General features: G+C 42.1%; 19 protein-coding genes and 1 riboswitch. Of the genes, 14 read left to right on the top strand and 5 right to left on the bottom strand.

Going from position 1 to position 22775, the window contains the following annotated elements; genetic code table 11:
• A complete protein-coding gene (locus tag A9267_RS18485) occupies window positions 1–690 on the top strand; it encodes a DNA-3-methyladenine glycosylase I (protein WP_065110249.1) in 690 nt (229 codons plus the stop codon).
• Window positions 691–697: 7 nt separating this feature from the next.
• On the opposite strand, the gene A9267_RS18480 is transcribed toward A9267_RS18485, so the two are convergent.
• Complete coding sequence (locus A9267_RS18480) at window positions 698–1318, bottom strand: TetR/AcrR family transcriptional regulator (RefSeq protein ID WP_065110248.1); 621 nt, start codon at window positions 1316–1318, stop codon at window positions 698–700.
• Between the two features lie 105 nt (window positions 1319–1423).
• Here A9267_RS18480 and A9267_RS18475 point away from each other — a divergent pair, with 105 nt between their 5' ends.
• The 4 genes from A9267_RS18475 to A9267_RS18460 all read left to right on the top strand — a co-directional run bounded on the left by A9267_RS18475 (window position 1424) and on the right by A9267_RS18460 (window position 7948).
• The gene (locus tag A9267_RS18475; protein WP_065110247.1) at window positions 1424–2515 is read left to right on the top strand and encodes an MBL fold metallo-hydrolase; all 1092 of its coding nucleotides are present in this window, start codon (window positions 1424–1426) and stop codon (window positions 2513–2515) included.
• A 378-nt stretch (window positions 2516–2893) separates the two neighbouring features.
• Window positions 2894–4039, top strand: coding sequence for an efflux RND transporter periplasmic adaptor subunit (locus A9267_RS18470; protein ID WP_055026394.1), 1146 nt, complete (start codon window positions 2894–2896; stop codon window positions 4037–4039).
• Window positions 4040–4048: 9 nt separating this feature from the next.
• On the top strand, window positions 4049–7210 hold the full coding sequence (locus A9267_RS18465; protein ID WP_065110246.1) for an efflux RND transporter permease subunit: 3162 nt from the start codon (window positions 4049–4051) through the stop codon (window positions 7208–7210).
• Between the two features lie 276 nt (window positions 7211–7486).
• On the top strand, window positions 7487–7948 hold the full coding sequence (locus A9267_RS18460; protein WP_156669203.1) for a TlpA disulfide reductase family protein: 462 nt from the start codon (window positions 7487–7489) through the stop codon (window positions 7946–7948).
• A gap of 83 nt (window positions 7949–8031) precedes the next feature.
• On the opposite strand, the gene A9267_RS18455 is transcribed toward A9267_RS18460, so the two are convergent.
• Window positions 8032–9660 carry an AbgT family transporter gene (locus A9267_RS18455; RefSeq protein WP_065110245.1) on the bottom strand — a complete coding sequence of 543 codons (1629 nt, stop codon included), beginning with the start codon at window positions 9658–9660 and terminating at the stop codon, window positions 8032–8034.
• A gap of 588 nt (window positions 9661–10248) precedes the next feature.
• Between A9267_RS18455 and A9267_RS22280 the strand changes: the two genes are divergently transcribed.
• The 3 genes from A9267_RS22280 to A9267_RS18440 are packed head-to-tail and all read left to right on the top strand — an operon-like array spanning window position 10249 to window position 13130.
• On the top strand, window positions 10249–11445 hold the full coding sequence (locus A9267_RS22280) for a lytic transglycosylase domain-containing protein (RefSeq protein WP_443018808.1): 1197 nt from the start codon (window positions 10249–10251) through the stop codon (window positions 11443–11445).
• Window positions 11446–11453: 8 nt separating this feature from the next.
• Window positions 11454–12833 carry a M28 family metallopeptidase gene (locus tag A9267_RS18445; RefSeq protein ID WP_065110244.1) on the top strand — a complete coding sequence of 460 codons (1380 nt, stop codon included), beginning with the start codon at window positions 11454–11456 and terminating at the stop codon, window positions 12831–12833.
• 36 nt (window positions 12834–12869) lie between these two features.
• On the top strand, window positions 12870–13130 hold the full coding sequence (locus tag A9267_RS18440; protein WP_082972451.1) for a hypothetical protein: 261 nt from the start codon (window positions 12870–12872) through the stop codon (window positions 13128–13130).
• A 210-nt stretch (window positions 13131–13340) separates the two neighbouring features.
• Here A9267_RS18440 and A9267_RS18435 read toward each other — a convergent pair whose 3' ends face one another.
• Window positions 13341–14183 carry a 23S rRNA (adenine(2030)-N(6))-methyltransferase RlmJ gene (locus A9267_RS18435; RefSeq protein ID WP_065110243.1) on the bottom strand — a complete coding sequence of 281 codons (843 nt, stop codon included), beginning with the start codon at window positions 14181–14183 and terminating at the stop codon, window positions 13341–13343.
• Between the two features lie 150 nt (window positions 14184–14333).
• Here A9267_RS18435 and A9267_RS18430 point away from each other — a divergent pair, with 150 nt between their 5' ends.
• Entirely contained in the window at window positions 14334–15089 is a 756-nt protein-coding gene (locus A9267_RS18430) for a class I SAM-dependent methyltransferase (protein WP_055026389.1), read from the top strand.
• 150 nt (window positions 15090–15239) lie between these two features.
• Here A9267_RS18430 and A9267_RS18425 read toward each other — a convergent pair whose 3' ends face one another.
• Window positions 15240–15797 carry a TMEM165/GDT1 family protein gene (locus tag A9267_RS18425; protein ID WP_065110242.1) on the bottom strand — a complete coding sequence of 186 codons (558 nt, stop codon included), beginning with the start codon at window positions 15795–15797 and terminating at the stop codon, window positions 15240–15242.
• A gap of 91 nt (window positions 15798–15888) precedes the next feature.
• A riboswitch (yybP-ykoY riboswitch) is annotated at window positions 15889–16009 on the bottom strand.
• 201 nt (window positions 16010–16210) lie between these two features.
• Here A9267_RS18425 and dmeF point away from each other — a divergent pair.
• The 3 genes from dmeF (at window position 16211) to A9267_RS18410 (ending at window position 19651) form a co-directional block, all read left to right on the top strand.
• Window positions 16211–17206, top strand: a complete 996-nt coding sequence (gene dmeF, locus A9267_RS18420; protein WP_065110330.1) for a CDF family Co(II)/Ni(II) efflux transporter DmeF — start codon at window positions 16211–16213, stop codon at window positions 17204–17206.
• 3 nt (window positions 17207–17209) lie between these two features.
• Window positions 17210–17626 carry a MarR family winged helix-turn-helix transcriptional regulator gene (locus A9267_RS18415; RefSeq protein ID WP_055026387.1) on the top strand — a complete coding sequence of 139 codons (417 nt, stop codon included), beginning with the start codon at window positions 17210–17212 and terminating at the stop codon, window positions 17624–17626.
• 195 nt (window positions 17627–17821) lie between these two features.
• Window positions 17822–19651 carry a tetratricopeptide repeat-containing diguanylate cyclase gene (locus A9267_RS18410; RefSeq protein WP_231919211.1) on the top strand — a complete coding sequence of 610 codons (1830 nt, stop codon included), beginning with the start codon at window positions 17822–17824 and terminating at the stop codon, window positions 19649–19651.
• 195 nt (window positions 19652–19846) lie between these two features.
• On the opposite strand, the gene A9267_RS18405 is transcribed toward A9267_RS18410, so the two are convergent.
• Complete coding sequence (locus A9267_RS18405; RefSeq protein ID WP_065110240.1) at window positions 19847–20302, bottom strand: hypothetical protein; 456 nt, start codon at window positions 20300–20302, stop codon at window positions 19847–19849.
• Between the two features lie 340 nt (window positions 20303–20642).
• On the opposite strand from A9267_RS18405, the gene A9267_RS18400 reads away from it, so the two are divergent.
• Window positions 20643–21494: an HAD-IIB family hydrolase gene (locus tag A9267_RS18400; protein ID WP_055025931.1), complete on the top strand. Its 852-nt coding sequence runs from the start codon at window positions 20643–20645 to the stop codon at window positions 21492–21494.
• A 1-nt stretch (window position 21495) separates the two neighbouring features.
• Window positions 21496–22716 carry a hypothetical protein gene (locus A9267_RS18395; RefSeq protein ID WP_055025932.1) on the top strand — a complete coding sequence of 407 codons (1221 nt, stop codon included), beginning with the start codon at window positions 21496–21498 and terminating at the stop codon, window positions 22714–22716.
• The last annotated feature ends 59 nt before the right edge of the window (window positions 22717–22775 follow it).

Genomic DNA, 22775 nt, shown 5'->3' with positions numbered 1-22775 from the left:
GTGGCCACATTAGAGAAGTTTAGCGATATTTTTGACCGCGCAGCCGAACGTAAAGGTGGTGCTAAAGCGCTAGGCTTATTAATGCCGCAAACATTAGATGCTGATGAGATTGGACAATTTACCGATGCCCAATTGTTATCTGCAATGAGCAAGCAAGTGTTTCAAAGTGGCTTTGTATGGCGAGTGGTTGAGAATAAATGGCCTGCTTATGAAGACGCCTTCTTTAACTTTGAGCCTTTTAAAGTGTTAATGTTGTCTCCTGATCAAATTCAAGAGCGTGCCACAGATGCCACGCTTATCCGTCATCAAAAGAAAACCCAATCCATTGTTGATAATGCTTATATGGTGCAACAATTGGCAGCAGAGCATGGCAGCTTTGCTGAGTTTATTGCTAACTGGCCAGAAGATGACATTACTGGGCTTTGGCAAGTGCTGAAGAAAAAAGGCAGTCGCTTGGGTGGTAATACTGGGCCTTATTTTTTGCGCACGGTTGGTAAAGATACCTTTTTATTGACCAATGATGTGCAATCTTATTTAAAAGCCAACAAGGTCGTTGATGCAGGGTTTACCTCGCAAACTGCGCTAAGACAGGCGCAAGCTGCGTTTAACCATTGGCAACAAGAGTCTGGCTTAAGCCAAGCTCAAATCAGCCGTATCATTTCATTAGGAGTGGGTGACAATCGCGTCTAACGACGGGCTAAGTTGATACGTTTTGATAGCGACACAAAAACATCTTGGCGACTTCATTGGCTATTTCTTGCTGCTCATCATGGTTAAGTCTGTCAGAAAATTGCATGACTTGAGGCCAAAAACAACTTCCTTTAATCAAGCTATGTATTTGCTGTAGCGCCAATTCCTCATTAGTGACTGAAATCTTTTTGTCGGCCATGGCTGCTCTTATCCAGCGCATTGTGGCGCTTTCTTGCTTTTTAACACGTTGAAACTCTTGGTTCATGGACTCTGGAGTATAGAAAAAATGCCCAATAGCCATGCGTGTCAGCTCTATGTATTCATGGCTACTGATAAAATTGATTTCTTTAAATACCACTTCCGATAACTGCTCAAGCAAAGGTGTATTGCTTTGGTATTCTGCAACATTATGTTTGAAAGAGCGGTCCCATAGATCAGCCATTAAGTTCATAACAATCGCTTCTTTCGTGGCAAAGTGATTGTAAACCGTGCGCTTAGACACGCCGGCAACTTCGGCCAGCTTGTCCATACTGGTTGCTGCAACACCAAATTCAGTGAAGGTCACTTTGGCTGCGTTGATGATGGCAGCACGTTTTTTTTGGCTCAAAGTCATTTTTTCAGTCGGCATGGTTTTTACTCGTAATGTAAATCTCGAGACATTCTACACTGGGTAGTTTACTTTTCAATCATATTTTAATAAACTGCACCGTGCAGTTTACTTTTGGGTTTTACAATGAAATATTTTTTGATTTTGGTGGGGGTATTGGTGATGGCTTTTTCAATTAAATCATTTTTTGCAGCTGATAAAACTGACGCTGTTAAATTTGAAAATACCGATATTCAATACCAATCAGGCTTCAGTGATATTTGGAATATCGCTAAAAGCTACATGACCACCAAACGTTTACACCCAGCTCCTGTGGTTGACGTACCTGTACAACCGATAACGGCAACGAGTTTAAGCTTTAGTAATGAAGATCAGCTCTTTCGTCTAGGTCATTCAACGATACTTATTCGTCTTGATGGTGACTATATCCTGTTAGACCCCGTATTCAGTCAGCGTGCTTCGCCAGTACAATGGGCTGGGCCTAAGCGTTTTCATCAATCGCCGATCAGTATTGAGCAATTACCGCCAATCAAAGCGGTTATCTTTAGTCATGATCATTATGATCACCTTGATAAATCAGCCATTACCGAATTAAGCGATAAAGTGGAGCATTTTGTCACGCCAGAAAAGGTTGGCGATTATTTAATTGAATGGGGTGTTGAGCCGAGTAAAGTCAGTCAGCTTTCTTGGTGGCAAGAGCTCACTATTGGAGAGTTAACCTTAGCGGCAACACCTGCACAGCATTTTTCAGGTCGTGGATTACGTGATCGTGATACAACGCTGTGGGCAAGTTGGGTTATTAAAGGTACTAACAGCAATCTATTTTTCAGTGGTGATGGCGGATATTTTTCAGGTTTTAAAGAAATTGGAGAACGTTATGGGCCTTTTGATATCACGATGATTGAAACTGGCGCCTATAATGAAATGTGGAGTCAGATCCACATGATGCCTGAACAAAGCCTGCAGGCGCATATTGATTTAAATGGTTCTGAATTTGAAAGCAGTGTGTTGATGCCAATTCATAATGGCACCTTTGACTTGGCGCTACATGATTGGTTTGAACCTTTAGAGTGGATTAGCGACTTAGGCGAACAGGCCAATGTGTCAGTGATTACTCCCGTTTTCGGAGAGCCGGTTAATGTCGCCTCACCGCAAAAAACACAGGCTTGGTGGCGTGAGATGCTATCGAATGATGAATGGATTTTACAATCTCAATAATTTTTTACTAAGAGATAGAAAAATATCTGGTTTCACCTACAATAAACCAAATAAAATACTATTTCATATGCATTTTTTTTAACGTTATGTTGTATATTGGAGTTTTTTTAACTCATTCAGTTGTAACGTTATAGTAACATTCAAGGCTGTTTAATTTTTGTTAGCACAGCCTTGTTAACAAGCTTGAAACAAAGCCGCAAAACTTATTATTTGTTTACAATTTATAATATTTTAAGTGGTTGTTGAGTTCACATGGGTATGCGATAACAGTGCCCATAAAGTTTAGTCAATTTAAAACGTTAGGATTATCGCTATTTAGCAATCGTTACGTAATGAAGCGTAAGGTTACTGATGATGTCATTAGGAGTAAGAACAGTCATGCATAAAGCACTGAAAATAGCCTCAGTTATCACTGCGGCTTTATGGATTACAGCATGTGGTCAAGCCCAAAAGGCTCAGGCCCCGCAAGAAGCACCACCCGTTCCAGTTGGCGTGTTGAGTGTGACTGAGCAATCTCAAGCTATTCATGTTGAGTTACCTGGTCGTAGTCGTGCATTTTTGGAAGCTGAAGTGCGTCCACAGGTCTCTGGCATTATCACGAACCGTGGTTTTGTTGAAGGTAAGGACGTTGAAGCTGGCCAATCACTATATCAAATCGATTCAGCAACATATAAAGCGGCGCTGATTAGCGCAGAAGCTGATTTAGCAAGTGCAAATGCGTCTTTAGCGTCGGCTAAAGCGACAGCTGATCGTTATGCTGCATTGGTACAAACCAATGCGATTAGTAAACAAGATTTTGATGAAGCAGATGCGGCTTATAAAGAAGCGATTGCCAATGTAACGGTAGCTAAAGCGGCAATTAACACAGCAAACATTAACCTTGAATACACTGAAGTTAAAGCACCAATTTCAGGTCGTATTGGTAAATCAAGTGTAACTCCAGGCGCTTTGGTAACAGCTAACCAGTCTGACACCTTAGCTAAAATTCAGCAGCTTGATCCAATCAATGTTGATATTGCTCAATCAAGCGCGCAATTACTGCGTTTAAAGGCCAAGTTGAAAGCTGGCAAGCTACAGCAAAGCGAGAATGCTGAAGTGAAGTTGATTCTTGAAGATGGGTCGACTTATGAGCAAACAGGTACATTGCAATTCGCCGAAGTGAGTGTGGATGAAGCAACAGGCTCTGTGACACTACGAGCTGAGTTCCCGAATCCAGATGGCGTGTTATTACCTGGTATGTATGTACGTGCAATTCTTAATGCAGGGCAAGATCCAAAAGCGATTTTAGTTCCTCAAAAAGCGCTGACACGAAACACCAAAGGCCAAGCTGTTGCTATGGTAGTTGGTGCAGAAAACAAAGTAGAGACACGCATTGTGACTACTGCTGAAGTCATAAACCACCAATGGCGTGTGACTGACGGATTACAAGCGGGTGATAAACTGATTGTTGATGGCTTGCAAAAAATCCGTCCTGGCGCAGTCGTGACACCACAAGTTTTATCTGCCACTCCAGCAACTAAATAGGGTAACGTTATGGCTCGTTTCTTTATCGATCGCCCTATTTTTGCTTGGGTGATCTCAATCTTAATTATGTTGGCAGGGGTCTTAGCGATTAAAGACCTACCTGTCGCACAGTACCCGACGATTGCGCCGCCAACCGTTGAGATTACTGCGTTTTACCCTGGTGCTTCAGCAAAAACCATGGAAGATACAGTAACTCAGGTTATTGAGCAGCGTATGACAGGTATTGACCACTTACGCTATATTTCGTCTAGCAGTGACAGCTTTGGTAATGCGACTATTACCTTAACTTTCAACGCAGAAGCCGATCCAGATATTGCTCAGGTTCAGGTGCAAAACAAGTTGCAAGCAGCAATGACTTTGTTACCACAAGAAGTACAGTCGCAAGGGGTTAACGTTGTTAAGTCCAGTGCTGGCTTCTTAATGGTTGCAGCGTTCGTATCTGAAGATGACTCGCTACAAAAAACCGATATTGCCGATTATGTTGCAGCTAACATTCAAGACCCGTTAAGTCGTGTTGCTGGTGTTGGTGAGATTCAGCTTTTCGGTGCGCAATATGCGATGCGAATCTGGCTTGACCCGTTAAAACTAACGCAATACAACTTAACTAGTATTGATGTTATGGCGGCAATTCAAGAGCAGAATGCGCAGATTTCTGCTGGTCAATTAGGTGGTGCGCCATCAATTGCAGGTCAAGAATTGAATGCGACAGTGACGGCGCAAAGTCGTTTGCAAACGCCTGAACAATTCCGTGAGATTATCCTTAAGTCTGATTCTTCAGGTGCTAACGTTTATTTGAATGATGTTGCTCGTGTTGAGCTAGGCTCTGAAAGTTATTCGGTTGAGTCTTTCTTCAATGGTAAACCTGCTGCAGGTATTGGTATTCAATTAGCAACAGGTGCTAACGCACTTGAAACTGCTGATAACGTACGTGAAAAACTCGCTGAATTACAAGCTTACTTCCCAGATAGCTTAGAAATTTACTATCCATATGACACCACTCCGTTCGTTGAGAAATCAATTGAAGGTGTGGTTCATACGCTAGTTGAAGCGGTTATCTTAGTGTTCTTGATTATGTATCTGTTCCTACAGAACTTCAGAGCAACACTTATCCCAACAATTGCTGTACCTGTGGTACTGCTGGGTACCTTTGCTATTTTATCGGCCACAGGCTTCTCGATAAACACCTTAACCATGTTTGCGATGGTACTGGCGATTGGTCTACTGGTCGATGACGCCATTGTTGTTGTGGAAAACGTTGAACGGGTTATGTCTGAAGAGGGATTAAGCCCGCTTGAAGCAACCCGTAAGTCGATGGATCAAATTACCGGCGCCTTGATTGGTATTGGTTTAACCTTATCAGCTGTATTCGTTCCAATGGCATTTATGTCAGGTTCTACGGGTGTGATTTATCGTCAGTTCTCAATCACGATTGTGTCAGCGATGGCATTATCTGTATTAGTTGCGATGATCTTAACTCCAGCACTTTGTGCGACCATGCTTAAGCCTATTCCAAAAGGCCATACTCACACGAATAAAGGCTTCTTCGGTTGGTTTAACCGCAGCTTTGACAAGCTAACATCGCGTTATGAAGCGAGTGTTGCGGCTATCTTGAAGCGCACGGTTCGTATGATGGGGGTTTATCTAGTATTAGTGATTGCAACGGCATGGATTTTCATGCGCATGCCAACGGCATTCTTACCAGATGAAGACCAAGGTATCTTATTTACTCAAACTATTTTGCCGACTAACTCAACACAAGAAAGCACCATTAAAGTGCTGGAAGAAGTGAGTGACTATTACCTTAATGAAGAAGGTGACACGGTTAAATCTGTATTCAGTGTTGCGGGCTTCAGTTTCGCAGGTTCTGGTCAGAATATGGGTATTTCATTCGTTGGTCTAGAAGATTGGGCTGACCGTACTGAACCAGGCCAAGATGTTCAATCATTGTCAAATCGTGCAATGGGTCGCTTCATGCAAATTAAAGAAGCCTTCATATTTGCATTTGTACCGCCAGCGGTAATTGAGCTAGGTACCTCGAATGGTTTCGATATGTACCTGCAAGATCGTAGTGGTATGGGCCATGAAGCCTTGATTGATGCTCGTAATCAGTTGTTAGGTATGGCTGCACAAAACCCTAACCTAGTTGGTGTTCGTCCTAATGGACAAGAAGATGCACCAATGTACGAGATCCATGTTGACCAAGCTAAAATTCGTGCTTTAGGTGTTGATATTGATAACGTCAACAGCGTACTGGCTACCGCTTATGGTGGGTCATATGTGAATGACTTTATTGACCGTGGTCGTGTGAAGAAAGTATATGTTCAGGGTGAAGCTGAATACCGTATGCAACCAAGCGACTTAGACACGTGGTATGTACGAAATGCTGAAGGTGAAATGGTACCATTCTCTGCCTTTACAACAGGTACATGGGAATTTGGTTCACCACAGCTACAACGCTTTAATGGCTTACCTGCAATCAATATCCAAGGTGCGACAATGCCTGGCTATAGTACAGGTGATGCAATGCTAGATTTCGAAGAAATGGTGAAGCAATTACCACCAGGATTCGGTATCGAATGGAACGGTTTATCATACGAAGAAAGATTATCAGGTAACCAAGCACCAGCGCTCTATGCCTTATCTATCTTAGTGGTATTCTTAGTACTTGCAGCGCTATATGAAAGTTGGTCTGTACCATTTGCGGTTATTCTAGTCGTACCGTTAGGTGTGATTGGTGCACTGCTTGCGATGAATGGCCGTGGTTTACCTAATGACGTATTCTTCCAAGTGGGTCTCTTGACGACGGTGGGTCTTGCGACCAAGAATGCGATCTTAATTGTAGAATTCGCTAAAGAATTCTACGAAAAAGGTGCTGGCTTGATTGAAGCAACACTGCATGCGGTGCGTGTACGTTTACGTCCAATCCTAATGACTTCGTTAGCGTTTGGTTTAGGTGTTGTGCCACTTGCTATCAGTACCGGCGTAGGTTCAGGTAGTAAGAATGCACTGGGTACAGGTGTACTTGGTGGCATGATGAGCTCAACCTTTATTGGTATCTTCTTAATTCCATTATTCTTTGTTGTGGTAGAGAAAATATTCAGTAAGAAAGAGCGCAAAGGTTACAAGCCGCCAGAAGCGGAAGCACAAACTGAAACATCAGATAAGAGTTAATAAACCCTCTTAACTGGTTCATACTAAAAGCCTGCATCAAGCAGGCTTTTTTATGTCCGAACATAAAATATAGCGATACATTGAGCCGCATTGATCTTTAGCATGGGCTATAAACGTAGTTATCAACAGCGAGTCGTTAACTGATAGAAGTGGCCAATACGAGTAATTGATGCAAGTCGTCATTTTTATGAGGGTTTAACTGAATAGACATCGGCATATAGGGACAGTAAAGATATGACAAACACACAGCCTGTTAAGTTAATGGTCTTTGGTTTTATGCTGATAGCTGCAATAACAGTATCGAATCAAGTTAACGCCGCGCCGTCGTTAACACACATGGTACAAAACGAACTGGGTGAGCAAGTCAGTTTGAATGAGTTTGAAGGTAAAGTTGTTTATGTGGATTTTTGGTCTTCATGGTGCGGACCTTGCCGTAAGTCGTTTCCGTGGATGAATCAAATGCATGCTAAATATCAACAGCAAGGGTTAGCTGTAGTGGCAATTAATTTAGATGTTGAATTGTCGTTAGCACAGCAGTTTTTACAAGGCTTTCCTGCTGAGTTTGCCGTTCGTTACGATCCAGATAGTGAGGTCGCAAGGTTATTTGCACTTAAAGGTATGCCAAGCAGTTTTATCTTCAATCGCCAAGGTGAGTTAGTGCAGCAGCATACAGGGTTTAACTTGGATAAACTCGAGCAATATGAACAAGAATTGGTTGAGCTTTTACAACCTAAATAGCTTATAAAGCGATGAGCGAACATAAAAAAACCAGTAACACGAAATATGTTACTGGTTTTTATTTGTCAGCTTAACCTATGTCATTACGGCGTGTAGTAAGTCGCTGCGCCAGGACCTACAGGGAAACCAAGTACGAATACCCATAGGAAGAAGAATAAAGTCCAGCCGATAAAGAATACAATTGAATAAGGCAGCATAGTTGCTACCAGAGTACCGATACCTAGGTTCTTCTTATATTGAGAAGCGACAGCTAAAATTAGGCCGAAATAGCTCATCATTGGGGTGATTAGGTTTGTGACTGAATCACCGATACGATACGCTGCTTGAATGGTTTCAGGAGCATAACCCACTAACATCAGCATAGGCACAAAAATAGGTGCGGTGACTGCCCATTGCGCCGAAGCACTTCCTAGCATTAAATTAATGAAACCACACATCATGATGAACAATACAAACACGAGTGGGCCAGTTAGGCCGATGGCATTCAAAGCATCAGCACCAGAAACCGCTAATACAGCGCCTAAGTTAGTCCACTTAAAGAACGCCACAAATTGTGAAGCAAAAAAGACTAATACGATATACATACCCATGCTACTCATACTATGAGACATGGCATTGATTACATCGGTGTCTTTTTTCATACTGCCAACGGCTTTACCGTATACCAGTCCTGGGATTGCAAAGCAGATGAAGATAAAGGCAACAATCCCTTTTAAAAATGGTGAACCAGCCACTAGACCAGTATCAGGATTGCGCAGCGCTCCCCATTCAGGAACCACGGTTAATGCCAGTAAGCCGCCTAACACTAAAGTCGCTAAACCTGCTTTTTTCAGTGCTTGTATTTCTAACTGTGTGACTTTATCCATCTTTTGTTCGGATAAATCTGCAGATGCTTCAGATACATCGTACTTACCTAGCTTGGGCTCAACAATTTTTTCAGTAACTAAAGCACCGAGTATAGTGATTAAAAAAGTAGAAACGAACATGAAATACCAGTTTACTTCAGGGCCGACCATGTAATCTGGATCAATCATTTGTGCTGCAGCTTCAGTTATTCCCGATAATAAAGGGTCAACTGTACCTAAAAGCAAGTTAGCGCTGTAGCCACCCGATACCCCTGCGAATGCAGCAGCAAGTCCAGCAAGAGGGTGGCGACCAAGGGAGTGGAAAATCATGGCAGCCATTGGAATTAATACCACATAGCCAAGTTCTGCAGCTGTATTTGAAACGATACCTGCAAAAACAATTGTTAAGGTAACTAAGCGTTTTGAAGTCCCCATAACTAATAAACGCATTGCAGCTGATAGCAAACCAGAGCGCTCAGCAATGCCGACACCTAATAAGGCAACTAATACCGTACCTAGTGGTGTAAAGCCTGTAAAGTTGGTAACTAAGTTAGATACGATCATCCTTAAGCCTTCAGCATTCATTAGGCTGACGACATGAATAAGACCATCTTCGCTACGACCTGAGCTGCCAATAGGTCTTGGATCGACCACTGTTAATTCAAAATATCCGGCAATACCACTGATAGCGATTACAGCTAAACAAAACATGGCAAATAAAGTGATTGGGTGAGGTAATAAGTTACCTAGACGCTCAACGATATTGAGAAATTTTACGAAAGCCCCACTTGAAGCGAGATCTTGTGGCGTGTTGCTTGGTGGCGCCCCGTTGTTAGGCGGCGTGGTATTTGATGGAGTAACGGACATGATCTTCCCTTTAGCTTGGCTTATTTATTATGAGTTTGAGATTTTGCCAACTTACAGACTAGCTGATAAATTTTAAATTAAGCTTAAATTAACGATGAAACAGTTGATAAATAATACTTAACAACAGTTATTCAATCAACGCAACGTAATGACAACTCATTTTAATTGAAATTGGTATTTAAACCATGATTTTTTTGTAAGAGGGTATAAAAAACACCCACTGCTGTTTTGAGTTAGCTTTATGTTTTTAAATAATAAAAAAAACAAACGATATTTTTTGTTCATAATTTTATTGCTTAATCAGTATTTCGTCGTAGCTATTTGTAAAGCATTCATTTTGTAAGGTTTTAACCCTTATTTTTGTCAGGTTTTAGCCAAGGTTGTGAAAAAATGACTAATTAAAAAACACCTTCATTGTATTACTAAGATGAACTTTGTACTGAAATATGGCTATTATGGGGAAGTGATAGCAGTAAGCCTTACGCTTTAGTGGGGCGATTCGATATTAAAAAGTGGCAAGAAATTTACTGCTTAAACAAACTAAAATAATGTGTTTTATTAGATAATTATAAGAAAATGAATAAAATTGTGTGTGTAATTTACAAGGCTGTTGTGACATATGCCATTGCTGCGTTGTGTGGTAGTGCACTGGCTGATCCTAACAGTGCATATCTTCCAGAACCTAAGGCTGTGATAAAAGCCAAAGTGTCAATGCAAGCTAACGATGCCAATGATGAAGTCATTACATTAAAACCGCAAAAAACGCTTTCGCCTTCAGTTGTGGATAACACAGATATTGTTGCTGATATCCAAGATCAAGCTATCGTCAAAACCAAAACCAAAACCAAAGCACAAAAACAATTACAACCATCCCTAGCTCAACATAAGCCGACTCGGGTGTCAGTGCCTCAAGTTGCATTAAGCAATCAAGATAAACCTAAGTCACGACAAGTTTTATTAGCGCCCATTGTGGTGCTGCCAGCAGAAGATGATAATCAAGATGTTGAAAGCCGCTTACACTTAAAACCTAAAAAGCAGCAAGTGCTCCATCCGGCTGTTGTGGCACTGCCTGATGAATCACCTAAACCTATGCTAGTGCTGCAACCTAAAGTTATCGCCCAACCAGCGGTGGTCGTTGCCCCATCCTCGCCCAGTAAATCCGTGAGCAAGCCTAAGTGGGTTAAGCCATCAAAAACCGCTTCTTTTTCCGATCAAAGCCTCAATACCGGTAATAAACCCAAACGTAAAATCTACCAATATGAGCAGGGTGGGATTACGACGTTCTCAAATATTGTGCCTGACTCAGCGGACTTTGAAGTCTTACTTTACGACTGCTTTGCTTGCCAAGTGAACTCACAAGTTGATTGGCATCGTATTCCCTTATTCGCTTCTAAACACAGCGACTTTGTCAGCGATGCTGCCGAGCAGTTTGACTTGGATCCTGCTTTGATACGGGCAGTGATCCATGCGGAATCTGCATTTAATGCCAAAGCGCGCTCAAAAGTGGGGGCGATAGGGTTAATGCAATTGATGCCAGCAACGGCAAAAGAGTTAGGTGTCAGTGATGCCTATGATATTAAACAAAATATTTGGGGAGGCAGTCAGTATTTAGCGTATTTACTTAAACGCTTCGATAACGATATTGATTTAGCCTGTGCTGCCTATAATGCTGGACCGACAACAGTGACGAAATACCAAGGAATACCGCCTTATCCTGAAACCCAAGCCTATGTAGAGCGAGTCAAAATACTCTTAAAACGTTACCGCACTGCACTGCAAAGTTAGAGGAAACTATGACAAAAACATTACAATTAACCCCTATGGCCGCTGCATTGTCTGGGCTCATATCATTATTCAGTTTAGGCGCGAGCGCTACGCCAGCGCCTTCGCAAGAAGACTTACGTTTATATGATATTGCTGAGGCGCCGCAGGCAAGCAGATTACATGACGATGTCGCTAAGCTAGTCAGCTTCGGTACTCGACATACTTTATCTGAAACCGAATCTGATACTCGTGGGATTGGTGCTGCAAGGCGTTGGATTAAATCTGAGTTTGAGCGAATTTCTGCCGACTGTGGCGGTTGTCTTGAAGTCGTTATGGTAGGGGAAACCGTATCTGGAAAACGGATTCCCGAACCGACCGAAGTGGTCAATGTATTTGCCATTCAACGTGGCAAAACTGACCCTAATCGAGTCGTCATGATGAGTGGCGATATTGATTCGAGGGTAACCGATCCGATGAACGCTACCTCAGACTCTCCTGGGGCAAATGATAATGCTTCAGGCGTTGCTGGTGCACTAGAAGCGGCTCGAGTGTTATCAAAGTATCAGTTTAGCGGCACCATTGTTTATGCAGCACTGTCTGGTGAAGAGCAAGGTCTATATGGCGGTGATGTGTTAATCAATTATGCCAATAAGCATGACTGGCAAATTCAGGCTGTTTTGAATAACGACATGATTGGTAATATTGCTGGTATTAACGGGGTGATAAACAATTCAACGGTAAGGGTTTTTTCGGAAGGCGTCAGAATTGCTGAAACGAAAGAAGAAGCCAAAGAGCGTTATTTTAGCGGCGGAGAGAATGATTCTGCGTCGCGCAATTTAGCTCGAAATATTAAAGCCTTGGTTGATCAATACATGACAAATTTAGATGTTATGTTGGTATACCGTCTTGACCGCTTTGGTCGCGGAGGACACCATTTACCGTTTAATAAAGCAGGCTTACCCGCTGTACGTGTAATGGAAACTAACGAGCATTATGATCGCCAAMATCAAGATTTACGCACCGAAAATGGCATTGAATACGGTGATGTGATTGAAGGTGTCGACTTTGATTTTAATGCCAAACTGACCGGATTGAATGCCATTAGTCTAGCCTCTATGGCATGGGCGCCAGCGCCGCCTACAAAGGTGAGTATTAAGGGGCAAGTCTCGGCGAATACGACCCTAAGCTGGGCAAGTGCGGATGATGACACCATTGCGGGATACCGTGTTTTTTGGCGCCTTACCACAGAGCCTGAATGGACTCATAGTCGCTATGTGGGAGACGTTAATGAATTTTTGTTAAAAAACATGGTCATAGATAACTACCTGTACGGTGTTGCCGCTGTGGGTAAAAATGGTAATAGCAGTCCAGTCGTGTTTCCGGGGGCTGCAGGTGCCTATTTTGATTAGTGTGACATGAGCTTGTTAATGTAAATGGAGAGATAGATGCGGAAATGGATGCTGTTTATATGTCTACTAATGCCAATGATGATGACAGGATGTTCGTCTCGTTCTGCGTCAAATGCTGGTTGTGACTTTGTCACTGGAGCATACGGGAATGCTAAAGACAGAGAGGAGAGGGAATCGCGATCTCACCGTGTGTCTTCTAGTGATAACAATAAACAAGATGCGGCAGTCGGCCTTTTTAGTGCCATGTTTGGTGCACTGGGACGCGCATTGAATAATGATGAATCCAGTTGTATTTAGTGCAGGTATTTAGCTTTTGTAAGTAGCTCTTTATATAGCCGCTTTTTATATAGCAGCTTAGTTTAACTGGCTCGAAGTATTAAAAGCCCATGCACTCTCTTTTATCACAAAGAGCGACATGGGCTTTTATATGAAGGCACATCAATTCGCTAAATGAACTGACCTAAATGATTGTTTGCAGGCTTTGTTAATCTAGATTGTTTTAGTGCTCTATTCTGGTACTTCTAGCTTAACCACGGTCTTACCGCCGCTTTGCCCTAAGCATCGCTCTAAGTAATCCAAGGTTTCTTTTGCTGCAATATCTAACTGCCAAGGCGGATTAATAATCCATAATCCAGCAGCAGTCATACCAAAAGCATCGCTGTCAGGGGTAATGGATTGCTCAATTCGCAATTGATTTTTAATGCCACTATCAGCCAATATTTTTAACATGGCCTCTGTTTGCGCTCTATCCACAACAGGATACCAAAGCATGTAAACCCCAGTGGCAAAACGTTTGTGAGCCTTAATGATTGCATTGGCGACATCTTGATAGTCTGTTTTGATTTCATAACTTGGATCAATTAGCGCAACACCACGACGTTCAAGTGGTGGTACAGCCGCTATTAAACCTTTAAGACCATCACCTTTTACAACTCGAATATGGCGGTCATTGGCAAATTGTTCATCAAGGGAAGCGAAGTCAGTACCGTGTAGCTCATGTAATACCATGCGGTCTTTTTCGCGCATATTCATGTCAACAAATGCTGGTGAGCCTGGGTAAAAAGCCAGTTCTTCTTCACCTTGATTAAAATGTTTTACATCATCAACATATTGCAGCAAAGGCTCAGGTAAGTCGTCTTTGCCCCACAGTTTGGCGACACCGTCTAAATACTCGCCCGTTTTTTTTGAAAACTCATCGGTAAGAGCATAGCCGCCAGCACCCGCATGGCTATCAATGTAAGCCATAGGCTTATGTTTTTTGTGCATAAGTTTAAGTACTTGCAGCAACATAGTGTGCTTGAGTACATCAGCATAATTGCCAGCATGGTAACCGTGACGGTAACTTAACATGAGAATGTCCGAATATGAGTAAGCAGTAAAACTGCAAGATGGACACATTATAGGGGCTAAGTCATAGCAGGTATAGGTATTCACTGTTGCAGGCTTTTGGCATAATAGGCTTGAGTCTCATAAATACTGGAAATACTTTTGCACATACCAATGTTTTTTAATCAGCAATATCCGTCACTGGTCGATATTAGTGAACGTTGGGGATTGGAGTGGGATAAAGCCGCGTTATTTGAACTGCGCTTTGAACACAACACCTTAAGTTTGCATAAACGTGATGAGCCAAAGCTAGATGGTATAAGTGTGGATTTTGTTTCTGGTGCCGTCGCACACCGTCGTAAATTTGGTGGTGGCCGCGGGCAAACGATTGCTAAAGCTGTGGGCTTAAAGCAAGGGATTAGTCCCACAGTGGTCGATGGTACGGCGGGCTTAGGTCGTGATGCATTTGTATTAGCCAGTTTGGGCTGTAAAGTGATTATGGTAGAGCGTCACCCCGTAGTGGCTGCGTTACTTGAAGATGGTTTACGCCGAGCGTATGAAGATGCTGAAATTGGTGAATGGATGCAACAACGAATGAGCTTATTTCATGGGTCGAGTATTGAAGCTCTGGCCGATGCGGCGGCGGCATCGGGTGAAGAAATTGATGTAGTTTACCTTGACCCTATGTACCCTCATCGTGAAAAATCAGCATTGGTTAAAAAAGAGATGCGTGTGTTTCAAACCCTTGTTGGCGCAGACTTAGATGCTGATGCTCTATTAACACCTGCGCAAGCGTTGGCGACAAAAAGAGTTGTGGTTAAACGCCCTGATTATGCGGAAGACCTTGATGGGGTGAAACCCAGTATGGTGCTCGCGCAGAAGAAAAATCGCTTTGATGTTTACGTCAAAGCGGCGATGAAGGCAGGGTAACGTGCTTTCTAGCGTGCTCGATGCATTGCCTATTCGCCGTTCAAGATTGACTTAATATCACAGCCTCTGTTAGTCAGTGATGGCATTGACTATCACTGATGTTAAGACTTACCTCTTACCTTTTATTCAGGCTACTAGCCGCCCAGCACATTAAGTAATAGCGATTGCCGACACAGCGAGTATGACAAATAACCCAGCGGTGATTTGGCGTATCAGTTTTAACGGCAGCTTGTCTGCTGACAGTTTACCAATGATCACCACTGGCACATTGGCAAGTAACATACCTATGGTAGTGCCTAGCACCACCATCAATAATGCATCGGCATATTGAGCGCCTAATATTGATGTCGCTATTTGTGTTTTATCACCTATTTCAGCAATAAAAAAAGCGATAAAGCTGGCTACGAATGGCCCTCTATTTGACACTTTCTCATCATCATCGAGCTTATCTGGTACTAAAATCCATCCAGCCATAGCAATAAAACTGGCAAAAAGAACCCATTTAAGCATTGTTGGAGTAATGATATCGGCAATGATGACACCTAAATAGGCAGCCAAGGCATGATTTGCAATAGTGGCTAAAAATATCGCTGCAATTATAGGGATAGGTTTACGGTACCGACTGGCAAGCAGTAATGATAATAGTTGAGTCTTATCACCAATTTCGGCTAATGCGACTGTGGTAATTGATATGGCAAGTACGCTCAAGAGGCTCTCTTTTTAGAGGTGGGGAAAATTAACAACCAAGACAACACTCGCTCCCCACCTCGGGTTGCGATTGTTGTCTATGGTCTCACTCAGCTCTGTGGTGACAAAGCCTTGAACGCCATGATGATTTTGCATCAATTATGTTGACGAACAAACCAACTTATTTAAAGGCTGTTTAAATGAGTGGCAAGTTACTCCCCAAAGACAGCGGCATTGTAAAGATTGTCAGCGTTCTTTTCAAGTTAGCGTTTGCTAAATAACGGCCGAAGTCGCGCCATTATTGGCTTTATCCACTCGGTAGCTTTCTACGTTATGTTATCTATGTCATTGGTTTAAAAGGATGGTGTTGAAATAGTTTGATAATCAAGTTAAATTCTAAAGAATACTTTGATTGTCAAACTATAGGTGCCAGCGTGCGATTTACTACAGAACATCAACATGACTTTTGTGCCCAACAAAGTTCCGGTGAAAAGAGAACCCTCTACGTATTGATATTGACTGTGACGGCGATGGTGGTTGAGATCATTGCTGGCACAGTATATGGCTCTATGGCTTTGTTAGCTGACGGTTGGCATATGGGCACCCATGCCGCCGCTTTTTGCATTACATTATTTGCTTACCGTTATGCTAGGAAACATGCCAATTCTGATAAGTTTTCATTTGGGGCTGGTAAGGTGAGTGTTTTAGGCGGGTACACCAGTGCGATTGTACTTGGTGTGGTGGCACTATTAATGATGGTGGAATCAATTAATCGTTTATTTAACCCACATGATATTCATTTTAATGAAGCTATTATGGTGGCTTTTATTGGTTTAGCGGTTAATGTGGCAAGTATCTTTTTATTAGGTGATCATCACCATCATGATCATTCGCACGGCCATTCGCACGGTCATTCTCATGCCCATGACCACACACCACTTTCTGATTCCCATGAGCACCATCATGAACAGCATGCACACGGTCATCATCACGCATCAGGTGAAAAACACCATGATCATAATCTACGGGCGGCTTACATGCATGTGTTAGCAGATGCATTAACCTCTGTTTTAGCGATAGTGGCGCTGGTGTTCGGTAAGTTTTATGGGTGGCATTGGCTTGATGCCGTGATGGGGATGGTGGGTGCAATTGTGATTACTAAATGGACGCTAGGATTAATGAAGCAAACCAGTCCTGTGTTATTAGATGAGAGTATTGATGCTGAATATAAACAGCAAATTGAACAGGCATTAGCCCCTTATGCAGATGTCAAAGACATGCATGTTTGGAAGGTCAGTGGTCATCATTATTCGGCGGCGATAACATTAGTTGCTAAACAAACAACTTATTCTTTGCATGAATATAAGACCTTATTAAATCAGTTTGATAAAATCCATCACCTGACACTTGAAGTACACCCTATGAGATAAGCGATGCCAAATACTGAACTGCTAAATCAAACTATTACTGAATTTTATGACAAGATGTCCTCTTGGGAGCAATCGGTTGTAAAAGAGACTGGTTACAGTTTAGCTCAGACTCACACTATAGAAGTGTTGGGAAACTTTGGCGCGTTAAGAATGAATGCATTAGCGCAAAAACTGGGGATCACCACAGGTACGTTAACTGTACAAGTCGATAAATTAGTGAAGCTTGGGCTGATGGTACGTTGTGCTGATCCTAAAGATGGTCGAGCTACATTATTGAACTTAACCGAGGAGGGCCTGGCAATTCATCGCCAGCACCATCAGCTACATGTCGAGTTAATGCAAGATTTAACCTTAGAGATGTCTCCGTCAGAGGCTGAAACCTTGATATCTGCTATGCAAAAAATGAATAAATTATTTTAAAAACTGTTAACTAGACACTTCGTTATTAATGTAACTAAAGGTAACATTATCCCCATACAATCAATGCTTTAATATAGACGTATTATCATGTTACCCTGCTGGCAAGCATAATACGAAAGGATGATAAAATTGGGGCGGTATATGGATGTATTGTTATCAAGAGGGTGGATCTTCTGCTTATGCGGATGCCTTCTGATGTTCACTACTGAAGGATTAGCAAACCCCACACTTAATCAGTTAGAAACTGATGTTTATGCCGTTACTCCCGCCGAAGCAATTAACTTGCTGGATCAGTTTGATCTGAACAATCATGATTTTACACCTGAAGAGCAGGCCAAAGTGTACTTCTTGTATGGACAGATACACGAAAAGCTACGCCAGCTCGACCTCGCCATTAGTAGTTATGATAAAGGTATTGCCCTAGTAAAATACCTCTCGATCAGTGAGGTGTTAATCGACAGCCATTTAGAGCGTTCATTTGCTTGGTATCTTAAAGCGAATGACCCCGCAAGCTATTGTCCTGATAGACACCAAGCACTCGAATATGCTCGTAACTATGACAACGCAGAATTATTAGCTAAGGCGATGACGCAAACTGCCTTTTGCTTTATTGAACCTGACAATGTCTATAAGGGCATAGACTTATTAGATGAAGCATTGCTGATTGTGGATAGAAGTGACAGTTTGAATGTCAATCGTAAGGCAATGATATATAACGCCACAGGCAGCTTATATCGTCGAGTAGGCTTACACCAACGCGGCTACGAAAACTTTCAAAAAGCGTATGAAACTTGGAAAACCATTAACGATATTGAAGACATGTTCAATATGCAGCACAACATGGTGAGCCAAGCGATTAAGCTAGGTGACTGGGATAAAGCCGAAGACAATATTCAGCAGCAATTTGAACTTGCCCGTCAGGCCACAAAGCCAAATGATCTGTTATTTTTCTCCCATCTTAATGCTGGCAGAGTGGCGCTAAGAACTTTTGATTTTAATCAAGCGGTATTGCATCTCGAAAAAGCCATATCGTTAAAAGACACCACTAAAGAGCAGTATTTTGTCACAAGTGGGTATTTGTATCTGGCGATTGCGTATGTTCGTAGTGGTAACCTACCTCGCGCTGCGGAAATGGCACAGATATTTAGGCAAAATAAAAACTTCCCAGCCAACATGAAAGCCATGTTTTTAAAAGCGGATGCGATTATCGCCCTTGCAGCAGGCGAGTCGAATAAAGCTGCTAACTTGTTTTTGGAAGTTATTGATGTTGAAAGAGAAGATAATCAAAGCATTATCGATAATAAGGTACTGACAACGTCACTTGATCATAATATAAAACTGGCGAGTTTTGAGAATGAGTTATTAGCCAATCGCTTAGCCATTAATGAACTCAACTGGGCCGCCGTTGCTGATAAAGAACGCATTAGCGATTTAAAGCTAACCTTATTTCTGGTCTTGGCCATTGTATTGTTTAGTGTGATTTTAGTGTTATTGCATTCTCGAAAGACGTTGAAAAAACGTGCTCAAACCGATTATCTCACCGGATTATCAAACAGAGGCTATACCTTCCGAAAAGGCCAGCGCATTATAGAAAGAGCCATCAAAAAACAGCGCCCAGCCTCAGTGATAATTTTTGATATTGATAACTTTAAAGCAATTAATGATCGCTATGGGCATCATATTGGTGATTTAGCGATTAAGGCGGCTGCCAAACGTGCAAGCAGTTGGCTCAAAAAACAAGACTTAGTTGGGCGTATTGGTGGAGAGGAGTTTTTGATTGTATTAGACAACACCACGCTGGACGAAGCCTTTACCATCTCAGATAGGTTGAGAAACGGTATTGCGGCTCAATCATTTCACTTTGATGGGATTGAAGTGGAGTTTACGATTAGTTTAGGCGTCGCGACATTGAGTGCTGGTCAGCCATCAAATTTATCCGATCTTACCAAGCAAGCAGATGATGCATTATACCAAGCGAAGTTTTCTGGTAAAAATAAAGTCTACCTTGCTCCCCAATGTGCTTAAAGCCCAGTTAACGAGGCGAGGGTATATCCAACAGTGCAGAGAAATAGATAAAAAAGCAAGCAACGAAACCCTTGGAGTGGATGCAATGTTTAGTTGAGTTAAACATTCTCGTTGCCTGCCAATGTCTTTCGACGTCAGAATGATAAGTGAAAGCTTGCAAAGGCCAAACTCGCATTTGAAGGATCAGATCCTCACCTACATATCATCCATACGATTAACAGCTTGAGCTAATTGTCGATGGCGTTGATTAAGCGAATCAGTGATGTTCTGTAATTGAATCAGCAAATCTTGATTGGGGATTACGTTGGTTGTGACATTAAGCCAAACGATGATGTTTTCATGAAGCGTGTCGACGTGCTCCATCAACTCATGGGTTTTGACATTAGAGGCAACATGAATATCTTTTGTCGCACTAATAATGCTTTTCTCGATATCTTCATCTATCCATGTGTTAAGCAGTGACTCTGGCATTCTCAATTTTATATCGCGTATGTACTGGATATTTTCACGTTGTTTTTGAATTAAATAATGCAGCAACATCCGAGATCGTTCAGTTTCTGTTTCATCTAATAAGCGTTCACACGCCATCGAAATAGCTTCATAAACATCAATCAAATGATCTAATACCTCAAAAGCCTGGTTAAATCGCATGCTCACTCCTTACATAGCGGGTTTCGCTAGTTCAAATAAGCCATTTCTAGGTTAAATTTCAGCCCTAATGTAATGACAGCTTATTAAGGTGTAGTCGATAGTGTGAACAATGTAAAATTGCACCTTTATAGTGCACTGATGATGTAAAAGTCAGCACAACATTGTTTGAATCTTGAATTTTTAATCCTATTTATGATTCCGCGCGTTAATAAATTAATATTTAAAATCAATAGCTAAAGTCAGTAATTAACCAACTTGGTGCATTTTATATCAAGCTGGCATGTTCCCTGTAACGTTTAATTTAATCACACAATGATTAGCGAAATGGCAGGGGAAGAAAATGACGACTCAACCGCTTATTTTTACCGATATGGATGGCACTTTACTCGACCACTATGACTATAGTTTTTCGAGTGCAATTGGCGTGATAGAGGCGTTGGTTGAAAAACAAATTCCTATTATTCCCAATACCAGTAAAACCTTTGCTGAAATGGAAAAAATTCAACAAACCATTGGTTTTAATTCTCCATTTATTTCTGAAAATGGCGCCGTGGTATATATCCCAATTGGTTACTTTGAACAACAACCTGAAGATACTGTGACCGAGGGGTATTACTGGGTTAAAGCCTTTTGTGAAACAAGGCAACATTGGCTCAGTCTATTAGATAATCAAGCAAGTGAATTTGCAGAAGACTTCATTGGCTTTTCATCACTCAGTGCTGATGAGCTATGTGAACTCACCGACTTATCCGCAGAGAAAGCAGAACTTGCCTTAGTAAGGCATTACTCAGAGCCGCTATTGTGGACGGCTGATGAAGAGCGCAAGCAACGCTTTATTGACCATATGCAGAAGCTTGGTGCCAATATGTTGCAAGGTGGTCGATTTTTGCATGTGGGCGGCCATACCGACAAAGGGTGTGCAATGAACTGGCTGGCACAGGTTTATGCTAACGCATATCAGGTAGGGGTTAACACAATAGCATTGGGCGATAGCGGAAATGATAGTGCCATGCTTGAAGCCGCCGATATTGCGATTCAAATTAAGTCGCCAACCCATACTTTTCCAACAATTCAAACCAGCAATAAAACCATGCAAAGCCGCCACTATGGTCCCAAGGGTTGGGCTGAATGCTTGCAAGCGTTATTACTTGATTCTCCCACCCCAAGTTTATTTACAGCTGAGGAGGCATAACATGGCTGACTTTTATCAGAATGGCATTGTGACCACATTACATAATTTAACCCAGCGTACTCATGAGGAAATGGAAAAGGACCTCATGAAATTTGCCAAAACTCGACCACTGGGGTTAATTTTACCTTCGCTATATTCAGAGCTAGAAGGTGAAGCGTTACCCAATATCATTAATAAATTGAAAGATGTGCCGTATTTATCTGAAGTGGTAATAGGCTTAGACCGAGCTGATAAAGCGCAGTATCAGCAAGCGCTAAAGTTCTTCAATCAATTACCGCAACATCACCGAGTGTTATGGAACGATGGGCCAAGATTACAAGCACTAGATGCAAAACTCAGTGCACTGGGTTTAGCGCCCAAAGAGTTAGGGAAAGGACGAAATGTTTGGTATTGCATGGGCTATATTTTAGCATCAGGCAAAACTGAGTCAGTCGCCCTACATGACTGTGACATCGTCACCTATGAAAAGTCATTGTTAGCACGCTTACTTTATCCTGTTGCTAACCCGCAGTTTAATTATGAGTTCAGTAAAGGTTATTACGCCCGCATGTCAGACGGCAAAATTAATGGTCGTGTGTCACGTCTGCTGGTCACGCCATTGATCAAAGCGCTGCAAAGAGTCGTTGGCCATAACGATTACCTTGAATACATGGACAGCTTTCGGTACCCACTGGCAGGTGAATTCTCCTTTCGACGTGATGTGCTAAATGATTTACGTATTCCGAGTGATTGGGGCTTAGAAATTGGCGTGCTCAGTGAAATGCACCGTAACTATGCCCACAACCGTATTTGCCAAGTCGATATTGCCGATAATTATGATCATAAGCATCAAGATTTGTCGCTCGATAATGCCGAAGCGGGATTATCAAAAATGTCGATAGATATTACTAAGGCGTTTTATCGCAAACTGGCTACCCAAGGTGAAACCTTTAATACAGAAGCCTTTAGAACATTAAAAGCAACCTATTATCGTATCGCCTTAGATTACGTGGAAACTTACCATAATGACGCATTGATGAACGGGTTATCAACCGATATTCATACCGAAGAAAAAGCCGTTGAAATGTTTACTCAAAACATTGTGACAGCAGGTCAGCGCTTTTTAGATAACCCAATGGAAACGCCATTCATGCCAACATGGAGCCGAGTGATCAGTGCTATGCCTGACGTACTTGAGCAACTTAAATCGGCAGTAGAAGCGGATAACGCTGAGTTTATGTAATGAATAAGGTCGATAAGGCTGGTGGGCTACCAGTCTAATCTGATAAACGTTAGAAGATA

The sequence above is a fragment of the Shewanella sp. UCD-FRSSP16_17 genome (assembly GCF_001675935.1).
GTDB lineage: Bacteria > Pseudomonadota > Gammaproteobacteria > Enterobacterales > Shewanellaceae > Shewanella > Shewanella japonica.
Note: the sequence above shows the minus strand (reverse complement) of the source record. Positions and strands in the feature narration are given on the sequence as shown.